The following is an 11,940-nucleotide window of genomic DNA, read 5'->3' as shown; positions in this document are numbered from 1 at the left end:
AATTAGGCAGATTGAAAGATTCTTAATCTGCCTATGAACAATGTCATTTACATTGTGCCACCATGGTAAGAAGGGGGGCTTTGTCTGGTGAAAGCTGAATTGTCCATACGTACTTCCCATCTGTTGGTAGACTGACTTGAGTATTTTTAGCAAAACCCGCGCGCTTTAGCTCTTTGACCTGACCAACTACCATTTCCATACCTGCTGCTGTGTATTGCGGATTCCAGCTCATAGTGGCAAATTGCAGGCTGACATTTCCTGCTTTTTCGTCACTTACGGCCTGATAGATGCCGTCTCCCTTGTAGCCCATCATATGGTTTTCAGTGTGAATCCATTGCTCGTTTGGAAAAGAACCAACAACGAATAGGGAAGGGCGAACCGGGCCCCGTTCTTCAATAGTGGGTAGATTACAGTCAGAGAAGCGAGGGTCAGCCTTAACGAGAGTTTTGCTGGCATACTCATCAGAAGTACTGCAGCCTGCTAGCATGGCTGTGGTAATCGCTAGGATAAGGAGTGAACGTTTCATATCAAATCCTTTTTTCAAGTTATTACGTTATCTGACTATAAGAACGATTATTTTTTGTTCTTATATAAGTCAGGACTATCTTTTGATGTTTCGAGTTTATGGTCTGTTATTTCGGTTTACTGATCGGAAAACCTCTATTCTGGTCAAATTCTTTGGTGAGTTTGTTAAGGACGGCTAGGTTTTTGTAATAGTGTTTGGCATCTTTCGCTGGATAGCCAAACAAGTCGCTACCTTCTGGACAAGAGTGACTGACACCGGATTTAGCTTTGATAACTGAATGACTGCCTATTGTGATGTGTCCGGATGTGCCAACTTGTCCGTGAACGATAACATGATCACCAAGGATGGTATGACCGGCAAAACCGCACTGAGAAATAATCAAACAGTGACGCCCTATCTTACAGTCATGGCCGATCTGAATCTGATTATCGACTTTGCTCCCTTCACCGATGATAGTATCACCAAGCGTCCCTCTGTCTATTGTGTTATTCGAGCCAATTTCGACGTTGTTGTGAATGATCACGCGACCTATGCTTTCAACTCTCTGATAGTTTCCGTCCTCTCCAGCCATATATTCAAAGCTGTAATTACCAATCGAATTGTTTGAATCGATCGTAACGTTATCACCAATTATGGTGCCTTCTTTAATGACAGTATTGGCGTGAATTGCTACATTATTGCCAATAGAGACTCCATTCATGATCTTGACTCCAGGCATGAAATAGCAATTCTCTCCAATTTGGCAATGCTTACCGATGTAGACGTCGGGACTCTGAGATGTATTCCCCTGATCAAATAACCGGTATTTCTGTACTTTGTAGTAACGAAGTAACTGATTAAGTTTGTTAGCGTCGAGATGGTCGATTAAGATCTTAGTTTGGGCTGGACTCTTTAGTATAGCCTCTGGCCCTACTAGTATGTCTGCCTTGCTATCGCAAATAAAAGAGAAATCTGTTCGAGAAAAAACAATCGCAAGCCCACCCTTTTCTGGACTGTTGAGAGGACGAATTGTATCAATGATAGTCGACGCATCACCTTTTATTTTTCCAGCCAGTAAACGCGCAATTTCCGAAGCACTTAACATTGCAAACTCTCAAAGCCGATTATTAGAATCTATATAACCCTTGAAGATAGAAAGTGTGCTGTGTCAGTTCACTTTCATTCTTCGCTTCCCAACCCGCGAGTTCACTTTTATCCTCTACTTCATTTGCGTACTCGTATTCGCCTTTTACTATCCAGTTATCGCTTATCGCTTGCTCATATCCTAGTGTGGCTTTACGAATATCTTTGAAGTAGTCTACGTTGGCATTACCACCACCGCTATTTGCGGCATGACGCGTCTCGCTTTCACCAAACCGGGTGCGGAAGTACAGTGTACCAGCATCATCAAACGTGTACTGAACAATGGGTTCAAAGTATTTTTCATTAAAGTCACTTATTTCATTAATGTTACCGTTTTTCTGATAGTCTTCGTTATCTTTGATCTGATAATATAGCTCAACACCTAATTCCCAATTTCCCAAGCGCTTATAAGGTTTAACTAAAAGACTATATCCTTTCTCAGTTCGCTTTCCCCAAGCACTTTTATCTTCTTTACTATATAGATACTCAAGATTTGAGTATAAGCCCCAGCTATATTCGTTATTCCAGTATGTCAGATATGGCCGGAAGCTGTGTTCTGCTAGATCCTTACGTAGTCCGTCCACATAAGGTGAATAGAGTTTACTGTCGGTATATTCAAGCTCGTAAATCAGCCCAGTGGACCAACCGTTGGTAAGCCGGAACCCTTTATCTATAGAGAAAAGATGTTTCAGCCCATCTTCATTCTCATAATAGCCAGGTTCGTTCTGCTCTCGGTTTTCAATTTTTAGGGCATACAGAGCCGATAGGTTCCAGTTTACATTGCTGTAAAACACATCGAAGACCTCGTTTGTAATGGTCTTTTCCTTCTTCTTATTTCCGTTAAAACCATCGGTTACTTTGTCCTCGTACTCGACAGACGTACCAATATGTCCGCCAAACTGAAGAGCTTCTTCAAGAAAGCTGCTCTCCGACTTCATACCCGTTTCACTGGCCGCGTATGACACTGTCGGTCCGGATAATGCTATAGCAACGGATAACGCTATTAATGTTTTTTTCACGAGAGATCCTTATTAATTATCAGATTATCAGTTGATGTGCCGGGATAGTGTTAGTCGTTCACTGTGAACGCCCACCTATCTTTCGGTAACTAGATTTATTTTTCCTCCTGCCACTCTTAGAAATGAGATATCCATCAAGATAAATACTCCATTATGTTGAGCTATGTCACACTATGTCGGTTTTTACTATCTTGTATAACAACCTGATGAGACTCAACCCCCTAAGTCTCCTTGTAAAAAATAAAAATGAAGATAAAAAGTCGATAAGCCTAAAACCCCCTGAGATAACTGGTTTGTGGACTTTGATCACAATTGTGGTAAGGATTTTTAAAATAGAAGTTGACTTAAATTTAGCCGGTAATAGTCTAGTCGTACTTATTGAACGACGATTGTGGTGTGGATATGACTAATACGTGGATGAAAGCGGCTTTGCTCACCTCGCTAATCACTATGGCGAGTGGCGTTTTCGCGCAAGATGTTCAGCCAGAAAGTGGCGCCGATCTTCTTATCTGGACGGATAAATCGACGCTAGAGTATATGAAGTTTGCTGCCAGCGAATTTAATAAAGAATTTAATCATGACGTGACGTTTACCTTCCGTGGACTTGCCCCCATGGATGCCGCTTCACGAATGATTCAGGATGGTGGGTCAGCACGTGTCGCTGATGTTGCAGAAATAGAACATGATTTGCTTGGTCGTTTGGTTGTTGCGGGTGGTGTCATGGAAAATCTAGTGTCTGCTGATGAGATTAATCGTTCTTTTATACCCAGCGCAATTACTGCTTCAAAATACAAAGGTGTGAGCTATGGGTTTCCGGTTAGCTTCTCTACACTAGCTTTATTCTACAATAAGGACTTACTAGAAAAAAAACCAAGAACATTTGAGGAGATCATTGACTTTAGCGCTAATTTCAATGATGCCAAAGAAAATAAATATGGTCTACTTTGGGATGTACAAAATTACTACGAGTCTAGAATGTTTCTTACTCTGTATGGCGCTTACGAATTTGGTAAAAATGGTACGGATGCAAACGATCTAGGAATTAATTCAGCGCAAGCACAAAGAGGCCTTTCTGCAATGCAGACGTTGCGTAAGGCAAACAGTTCTAATCCAAGTGATATGCGGAACCCTCAGGTACGTCGTGGACTTTTTAACGAAGGTAAAGTTGCCGCGATTATTGATGGGCCATGGGCGATACAAGGATATGATAACAGTGGTATAAACTATGGCGTAGCACCCATACCGACACTTGACGGTAAGCAACCAAGAACTTTCTCTACGGTGCGCGAAGCTGTTGTTTCTTCGTATAGTCAATATCCTAGAGCTGCACAGCTTTTTGCAGCTTATATTTCCTCGGAAGAGATGTTGATGAAGCGTTATGAAATGACGAAGTCTATACCACCGGTTAAGTCCTTGCTGGACAAAATAATTAAAAATACAGATGAAGCGACTTATGCCGTTATTTCTCAGGGATTTAATTCAGATGCTATGCCCTCTATTCCGGAAATGGGCTATCTGTGGTCACCAATGGCAAGTGCGATTACAGCGATGTGGGTTAATGACCAGCAACCTAGAAAGGTTTTGGATCATGCCAAGAAAATAATAGAAGAACAAATTGCATTCCAGGAGTGAATATGCTGTTGTCTGAAACCAAATCGGCTCCAAGTTTGCTTTTTTCCTATCTGGTTATGGGAGGAACGCAACTGATTAAAAGGCACTGGATAAAAGGAAGTATATTACTAGCTATTCAGATTATTTTTATATTTTATCTACCTCAAACCATTCTTTCCCTGAAAGGTTTGACGTCTTTAGGAGACATTGCTCAGACTCGCAATGGATTCGATGTTATACCAGGTGATAATTCTATTTTTATGTTAGTAGAAGGGGTTCTCACACTGGTCTATTTATTTTTATTTATCTGTGCTTACGTTTTCAACGTTCGTGATGCACAGCAGTGTATTGGCTGTGACTTGACTATTCGTGAACAGATCAAAGCTATCTATGATGATAAATTCGCCTTTATTGTGTTGTCACCTGCTTTTATGGCGAGCGTTGCTTTTATCATCATGCCTATTGTCATAACGGTACTGGTTTCATTTACGAACTACTCGGCTCCAAATCATATTCCTCCGAAAAATCTAGTGGATTGGGTTGGATTAAAAAATTTCTTTACGCTTTTTGAATTAAAAATTTGGTCAGGTACATTTTCTGGGATTGCTTTGTGGACCATTGAGTGGGCAGTAGCAGCAACAGTATTGACTTGTGGATTTGGATTTATTCTCGCATTAGCCCTCGATAATAGTAATATCAGAGGGAAAAAAATTTGGCGAGTCATATTCATTTTACCTTATGCAATCCCTGCATTTGTGACGTTACTGATTTTTCGCCTTTTATTAAATGGGATAGGACCAGTTAATGCTTTTCTCAATCATTGGGGGATTGACTCTATCGCATTTCTGTCCGATCCAGTTATCGCTAAAATCACTGTTATTGCTGTTAGCGTGTGGGTTGGGGCTCCATACTTTATGTTGCTTATTTCCGGAGCGCTTACAAATATACCCCAGGATATTTATGAGGCTAGTGAAGTTGATGGTGCCAATAAATTCCAGCAGTTTTTTGAGATTACTCTACCGATGGTCTTACATCAAGTTGCACCATCCCTAGTGATGACATTCTCTCTTAATTTTAATAATTTTGGTGCGATTTTTCTCTTAACGGAAGGAGGGCCGATAAATCCTGAGTATAGATTTGCAGGACACACAGACATATTAATAACTTGGATTTATAAGTTAACATTGGATTTTCAGCAATACCAAATAGCATCTGTTATTTCTATTATAATTTTTCTATTTCTATCACTGATTTCTATTTGGCAGTTCCGTCGAATGAAGTCCTTCAAAGATGATGTGGGGATGTAATGATGAGCAGCTTAATGAGAAAAATTTCCACATCTCTAGTGTATTTATTCCTTATATTTAATGCGCTGCTGGTATTAGGTCCGGTGATTTGGACAATACTTGCTTCTTTTAAACCTGGTAATAATCTATTTAGTTCATCTTTTTCTGATGTTTCATTTACCTTAGAACACTATAAAACTCTATTTTCGGATACGCCTTATTTAGACTGGTATAAAAATACATTTATTTTAGCAACAGCGAACATGTTAATTTCTCTTGTGGTCGTCACTATGTCCGCATATATCTTTTCCCGCTACAGGTTTAAAGGAAAGCGCAATGTATTAATGGGTGTTTTAGTATTACAGATGTTTCCGGCATTTTTATCGATGACAGCCATCTATATTCTTCTGTCTAAAATGAATCTCATAGATACCTATACCGGAATGCTATTTGTTTATCTTACTGGTTCGCTTCCGTTTATGACTTGGTTAGTTAAAGGTTATTTTGATGCGATTCCCACCTCTCTAGATGAAGCTGCGAAGATAGATGGTGCAGGGCATATGACCATCTTCATTGAAATAATTTTACCATTAGCCAAGCCAATTCTTGTTTTTGTAGGATTAGTCTCTTTTACTGGCCCATGGATGGATTTCATTCTACCTACGCTCATACTTCGTAGTGAAGAAAAGATGACTCTCGCTATTGGAATATTTAGCTGGATTTCATCCAACTCTGCAGAAAACTACACACTATTCGCTGCAGGTTCTCTGTTGGTAGCTATACCCATTACGCTGCTATTTGTCGCTACGCAAAAACATATTACCGCGGGCCTTGTCAGTGGTGCAGTTAAAGAATAATAATCAGGATTATATATGATTACAAAAAGTGCATTAGCACATTTAGCTAAAAGTGCAGACAGTTACGCCTATGATAATGAAACATTACACATTCGTTTTCGTACTGCGAAAGACGAATTAGAGAAAGTCGTGTTATGGATAGGTGATCCGTATCACTGGGCGGAAGGAGGCCTGGACGGTGGTAATCTAGGAGGCAGTGATGCGCATGGCTGGATTGGCGGAAATGAGATTTCGATGATTTTAGAAGGTCAGTCGGAATACCATGATCATTGGTTTGCTGAATTTAAACCGCCAAAACGCCGTAGTCGTTATGGCTTTATTTTGTACGGTAAAGAAAATGAAAAACTATTATTTGGAGAGAAACGCTGCGTCGATATTAAAGACCCAAAAACTGCTGAAAGTGAGCTTAGTAATCTGAGTAACTTTTTCTGTTTCCCTTATATTAATCCTAAAGATGTTCTCAAAACTCCAGGCTGGGTAAAAGAAACAATATGGTATCAGATTTTTCCGGAACGCTTTTTTAACGGGCGACCTGATCTATCGCCAAAAAATGTTCAACCTTGGGGCAGCAAGCCAACGGTAGACAACTTTATGGGAGGGGATTTATGGGGAGTGATAAAAAAACTAGATTATCTCCAAAATCTTGGTATTAACGGTTTATATTTTTGTCCTATATTTACAGCCAATGCCAATCACAAATATGATACAGTCGACTATTTTAATGTTGATCCTCATTTTGGAGGTAATGAGGCGTTTCATGCCTTAGTTAAAGAAGCTCATCGTCGTGGTATGAAAGTAATGCTGGATGCGGTATTTAACCATATCGGAGATCGTTCTCCTTTATGGTTAGATGTGGTAAAGAATGGGGAAAATTCTCGTTATGCTGATTGGTTCTGGATAAACAGTTTTCCTGTTTATCCAGATAGACCTAAAAGTGAGTGGGATTTCTGGAACTTTAATTATGAAACATTCGGCAATGTAATAGAAATGCCGAAGCTTAATACCGAAAACGAAGAGTGTCGCCAGTATCTTCTCGAGGTTGCCCGATACTGGGTAGAAGAGTTTGATATTGATGGGTGGCGTTTGGATGTTGCTAACGAAGTCGATCACGAGTTTTGGCGAGATTTTCGCCGAGTTGTTAAAGGGATTAAACCTGATTGTTATATATTGGGAGAAATCTGGCACGAGGGAATGGCTTGGTTACGTGGTGATCAGTACGATTCTCTGATGAACTATCCATTAACACAAGCGATTACCGATTACTTTGCTCTTGACGATTACGACAAAGAAACATTCATGAGCGCAGTTACTCGCTCGTACCTCATGTATCCAAAAAATGTAAACGAAGCGATGTTTAATTTGCTCGAAAGCCATGATACAACACGTTTACTTAGTTTGTGTAACGGAGATAAGCGCAAAGCTCGTCTAGCCTATCTATTTATGTTTACTCAAGTTGGTTCCCCATGTATTTACTATGGCGGTGAAATCGGTATGGATGGACGTAGAGGGATGGGAAAGGAAAATAATCGTAAGTGTATGATTTGGGATGAAAATGAACAAGATTTAAATTTTAAATCCTTTATCCATAAATTAATTTTTATGAGAAAATCCCACCCCGAATGGAATGTTCCAGAAATTCATTGGTATCATCTAGAACATCCGAACGTCATTGCCTACTCTAGAGGTAATACGGATATATTAATAAATAATTCGGAACAAGTCGTTACTGTGGAATTTAAGGGTAATGAACTACAACTATCAGAGTACGGATTTTATATTTCTGGAATCAAGGATAACGATATGTTTTAGTTACAGAAGTGTGCTACAGCGCACCTTTTGGTGCGCTATTATTAAAATAATCATGCACAGATAGCCGATTAGAAGTGATATCCTTACTAGTGTAAATGGCGTAAAAAACTTTAGAGGGTGTAACGTGACAGAACTGGTTACGAAACTGATGGACTTTGGTTTTACTAAAACCGATGCTCTTGTTTATATTAATTTGTTAAAGAATGGTCGAGCGAGTGGATATAAGATAGCGAAAGATATTTCTCTTTCACGTTCATCTGTTTATTCTTCTATTGATAACCTTTACAGCAATGGCTGTATTTTTATGCTGGACGGTGAGACAAAAGAGTATGAAGCCAAGTCTCCTGATCTGATATTGAGTCAGATTGAAAAGAAAACGATAGAAAATATTCACATTCTGAAGAAAGAACTCTCGCGAATGATGCTTCATGAAGAAAAAGAGTTTATTTATAATATTTCTGGATATGAAAATCTGCTTCAAAAAGCAAAAGAAGTGTTAAGTCAGGCTCAGGTCGAAGTATATTTGAACACGGATTTTCCGTTAGAAATACTGGAAAACGAATTGATTGAAGCGATAGAGCGTGGCGTTAGAGTCATTGTATTTTCGTTTAATAAGTTATCAACGCCACATCCTAGCATAGAGCACTATTCACGCTCAGAAGAGAAAGAGAAACGTTACCCCTCTCATCGGTTTATGCTGGTGGTTGATATGAAAAAAGCGATGGTGTTTTCACATCGAGCAGAAGTATTGGGTCTTTATTCAAACAATCGGCTATTAGTAAAAATGATTTCTGAGCACATACATAGCGATATTTACTTGACTGAATATGAGAAATCCGAACCCGAAAAACGCTGTCGTATTGGAACCATTCATGAATTGGAAAATGATATGGTTATCGATAATAAAAAATGGTTAGAGAATGAAATTTGAATAGTGCGAACATACGCGCAATTTACGGCGTGCCCTCACTGTTGGATGCGACGCGTTCGGGAGCGCTAAGTGGTAGGGTAATAGTGAAGCAGCTCCCATGCGCAGGCTCACTTTTCACCTCAATACGGCCGCCAAGTACGCCGGTGACAAGGTTGAAGGTAATATGTAAGCCAAGGCCCGAGCCGCCTTGGCCGAGGCGGGTGGTGAAGAAAGGATCAAAGATGCGTTTTCTCACGTCATAACTCATGCCTGCCCCATTATCACGGACGGTGATGTGTACCAAGTCGGTTGATGTTTGCGTGGCATAGATTTGGATGCGGCCTTGGTCTTTCGTAGCAAAGGCGTGAATAAGTGCGTTATTGATCAAGTTGATTAATATTTGCGAGAGAGCTCCCGGATAGCTGTTAAGCTGCATGTTGTCAGGAATATCGACATCAATTTGGTGTGGTAAACGTTGGAGCGTAGGACGTAACGACAACAGGACCTCATTGACCAGATGGTGCAAGTCGAATTCTCGTCTCAGATCGCTGGTTTGATCAACGGCAAGCTGCTTAAACGCACGAATGAGCTCGGACGCGCGCGCCATATTGCGCTCAATAATACGTGTACCTTCATCAACGTGAGTAAGAAATTGGTTGAGGTCATCACGGGTAATGGGCTTTTCGAGCTTGTGCACAAATTCTTGTTTCACCCCCAGAATCGAGGTAGAGGACATCAGCGCGTTGCCGATAGGGGTGTTCAATTCATGGGCAACCCCAGCCACGAGCGACCCTAAGGACGACAGCTTCTCACTTTGCACTAATTCACCTTGAATCGCTTCGAGACGGGTTAATAGTGATTTGAGTTTATCACCATAGGCATTCACTGCATGGCGCAGCTCTCCTACTTCGTTCATGTTGTCGACCGTCAACTCTTGAGTGGTTTCCCCGTCTATCAACTCCCAAATCTGTGTGGTCGTTTGCTGAATCTTATCCAGTAGATTCCGGGCAGTAATGGCGGCGATAATCCCCACAACAAGCAATAGTCCGCCAATGGCAAACATCAGGAACAGTCCCATGCTGTCAGCCGCCGCGGTCATTTTGCTTTTGGGCACGACAAGACCAATCACCCAATTGGTTTGAGGGTATTTAATAATATGAACGTAGGCGGCTTCGTTTAGCACGCCATCGCTTTCTATCGTAATCAGTTGACTATCTTGGAGAGATTGACTTGCTTGCAGTGCTTCTTGGAGCCAAGGGAGTTCCTGCTCTAACTCGGTAGCCGTTCGCAGGGTATTTCGATAAGGATTAAATGTTACCGCCGATTCGGGAAAGCTTATCGCCTTGTTATTGGCGTCCAGAGCGAACACATAGCCGTCGTTTTCTTTGCCATACCGAGCCAGTATGTCGGCAATGCCATCCAGTCTCATGTCGACCGTTGCCACCCCAACGAAGCGATCATTTTCTTTCATGGGTACGGTACAGGTAATCATCGGCTCTTTGGTAAAAGGGTCAATATAAGCGTTAGACCAACTGCAGCGATCGATAGGCGCCTGTTTGCCTACTAAGTACCAGCTTTCATTGTGGTAGCCCTTGCCATCTGGATCGTTGTAATCATCATAGTATTCCATATCGGGCCCCGTGCGGCCCCAAAAAAAACTACGTCGTTCTACGCCCGGTGTGAAGGTGTTGGGTTCCGGCCAGATCCCACCACCGGCAATGGTAGGATCGCCATGATTGTTAAAGAGTGGAGGAAAGAGGCTGCGGAATAGCGCTTCGTTTTTGGGAAGGTTGGTGCCCTTTAAGGCGATCGAACTGGTTAAGAGTTCGATCTGTCCGAGTTTGGCATCGAGCAAGTCGATTAATGCATATTGGTTGAGGCTGATCCGCTCTTGTCGCTGCTCAATCAGATCGGGTTTTACTTTCCACTCGAGCACCGCAAAAATAGTTAGTAGCGCCAACACCAGAACCAATGCGAATCCGAGGGTAATCTGATGACGGATCATGAGAGCGGGTTTGGCCATTGTTGATACATCCTCTTTTCTCAGCTGACGCAGATAAAAACCAAGCACCTGCGACCAGCCCTGCCAAATCGTGCTGACGATAGTCGAGTCGTTCCTTTAGTGTAGTTGGCTACTTAGGCTTTGTGATGATGGACGGCGTACGTAACGATACGGGTGAGCGGGCATGAAATGACGAGAATGTTAGATAGAACGATAGGATAGCCATAAAGTTGGCCAGCTATTGTGGCCGATAACCTGAACGAATAGATGACCATCTGTCTGATTTAAAAGCGCTTAAATATAATTAAGAATCGTTTTCAGACAGAGCTTGTATTATTATGCGTGCAAGTCATTGTTGATAAGGGATGTGTAGTGCAAAAGGTTGAGTTTGTTCCGTTGTATTTATTAAAGATGGGTGTTCCTCGCGTGCTTACTCAAACGGCAACCAATCCTATTTCTCGGTTACTCTTCCCCACAGATAAACCCTTAGTTTTTCAGTCTCCGGTGAGCGTGTTTTTTTATCACGGCCTCGTTTTAGGTTATGTATGGGGTGCTTGGTTATGGCTCATGTTCGCCATTGTTAAACCGGGAGAATGGACCATGATGACCTATCTTATTGCCTCAACCTTTTATGGTGTGCTGTTAGGGATGTTTCGAGCACTGAGAGTGGTTTGGGCTCATAAGCGACTGGGGAGGATAAGTTGGGAAGATTGGTGCCAAAAACATCATGGACTCGCGAGCCAAGACCTTTAAGATCGTATGTCTGAATAAAACCCCCTTCGCTATCCATCGCTAAGG

The 11,940-nt window shown here is 41.5% G+C and carries 10 protein-coding genes; 6 read left to right on the top strand and 4 right to left on the bottom strand.

All coding sequences use genetic code 11. The features are described from left to right. Positions 1-43 precede the first annotated feature (43 nt). From N7E60_RS16685 to N7E60_RS16675, 3 genes are all read right to left on the bottom strand, one after another. Positions 44-526 (bottom strand): glycosidase, encoded by a 483-nt coding sequence (locus N7E60_RS16685; RefSeq protein WP_269598725.1) that lies wholly within the window; start codon positions 524-526, stop codon positions 44-46. Positions 527-632: 106 nt separating this feature from the next. Next, positions 633-1,610 carry a UDP-3-O-(3-hydroxymyristoyl)glucosamine N-acyltransferase gene (gene lpxD / locus N7E60_RS16680; protein WP_269598724.1) on the bottom strand — a complete coding sequence of 326 codons (978 nt, stop codon included), beginning with the start codon at positions 1,608-1,610 and terminating at the stop codon, positions 633-635. Between the two features lie 22 nt (positions 1,611-1,632). Further along, positions 1,633-2,667 carry a porin gene (locus tag N7E60_RS16675; RefSeq protein WP_269598723.1) on the bottom strand — a complete coding sequence of 345 codons (1,035 nt, stop codon included), beginning with the start codon at positions 2,665-2,667 and terminating at the stop codon, positions 1,633-1,635. A gap of 402 nt (positions 2,668-3,069) precedes the next feature. On the opposite strand from N7E60_RS16675, the gene N7E60_RS16670 reads away from it, so the two are divergent. From N7E60_RS16670 to N7E60_RS16650, 5 genes are all read left to right on the top strand, one after another. Then, a complete protein-coding gene (locus N7E60_RS16670; protein WP_269598722.1) occupies positions 3,070-4,299 on the top strand; it encodes a sugar ABC transporter substrate-binding protein in 1,230 nt (409 codons plus the stop codon). A gap of 2 nt (positions 4,300-4,301) precedes the next feature. Next, positions 4,302-5,585: a carbohydrate ABC transporter permease gene (locus N7E60_RS16665; RefSeq protein ID WP_269598721.1), complete on the top strand. Its 1,284-nt coding sequence runs from the start codon at positions 4,302-4,304 to the stop codon at positions 5,583-5,585. A gap of 2 nt (positions 5,586-5,587) precedes the next feature. Continuing rightward, the gene (locus tag N7E60_RS16660; RefSeq protein WP_269599029.1) at positions 5,588-6,421 is read left to right on the top strand and encodes a sugar ABC transporter permease; all 834 of its coding nucleotides are present in this window, start codon (positions 5,588-5,590) and stop codon (positions 6,419-6,421) included. Between the two features lie 15 nt (positions 6,422-6,436). Then, on the top strand, positions 6,437-8,230 hold the full coding sequence (locus N7E60_RS16655) for a glycoside hydrolase family 13 protein (RefSeq protein WP_269598720.1): 1,794 nt from the start codon (positions 6,437-6,439) through the stop codon (positions 8,228-8,230). Between the two features lie 124 nt (positions 8,231-8,354). Then, entirely contained in the window at positions 8,355-9,161 is an 807-nt protein-coding gene (locus N7E60_RS16650) for a TrmB family transcriptional regulator (protein WP_269598719.1), read from the top strand. Between the two features lie 22 nt (positions 9,162-9,183). On the opposite strand, the gene N7E60_RS16645 is transcribed toward N7E60_RS16650, so the two are convergent. Continuing rightward, complete coding sequence (locus N7E60_RS16645) at positions 9,184-11,163, bottom strand: ATP-binding protein (protein ID WP_269598718.1); 1,980 nt, start codon at positions 11,161-11,163, stop codon at positions 9,184-9,186. A gap of 351 nt (positions 11,164-11,514) precedes the next feature. Here N7E60_RS16645 and N7E60_RS16640 point away from each other — a divergent pair, with 351 nt between their 5' ends. Continuing rightward, positions 11,515-11,895, top strand: coding sequence for a DUF6404 family protein (locus tag N7E60_RS16640; protein ID WP_167315207.1), 381 nt, complete (start codon positions 11,515-11,517; stop codon positions 11,893-11,895). Positions 11,896-11,940 lie beyond the last annotated feature (45 nt).

Source organism: Salinivibrio proteolyticus (assembly GCF_027286365.1).
Lineage (GTDB): Bacteria > Pseudomonadota > Gammaproteobacteria > Enterobacterales > Vibrionaceae > Salinivibrio > Salinivibrio proteolyticus.
The sequence above is the reverse complement of the archived record's forward strand: the minus strand, read 5'-3'. Positions and strand labels throughout refer to the sequence as shown.

What these genes read in the sequence shown, in the direction of transcription:
- lpxD (WP_269598724.1), bottom strand. Translation starts at nt 1,610, where the DNA reads ATGTTAAGTGCTTCGGAAATTGCGCGTTTACTGGCTGGAAAAATAAAA.
- N7E60_RS16655 (WP_269598720.1), top strand. Translation starts at nt 6,437, where the DNA reads ATGATTACAAAAAGTGCATTAGCACATTTAGCTAAAAGTGCAGACAGT.
- N7E60_RS16660 (WP_269599029.1), top strand. Translation starts at nt 5,588, where the DNA reads ATGAGCAGCTTAATGAGAAAAATTTCCACATCTCTAGTGTATTTATTC.
- N7E60_RS16645 (WP_269598718.1), bottom strand. Translation starts at nt 11,163, where the DNA reads ATGGCCAAACCCGCTCTCATGATCCGTCATCAGATTACCCTCGGATTC.
- N7E60_RS16670 (WP_269598722.1), top strand. Translation starts at nt 3,070, where the DNA reads ATGACTAATACGTGGATGAAAGCGGCTTTGCTCACCTCGCTAATCACT.
- N7E60_RS16665 (WP_269598721.1), top strand. Translation starts at nt 4,302, where the DNA reads ATGCTGTTGTCTGAAACCAAATCGGCTCCAAGTTTGCTTTTTTCCTAT.
- N7E60_RS16685 (WP_269598725.1), bottom strand. Translation starts at nt 526, where the DNA reads ATGAAACGTTCACTCCTTATCCTAGCGATTACCACAGCCATGCTAGCA.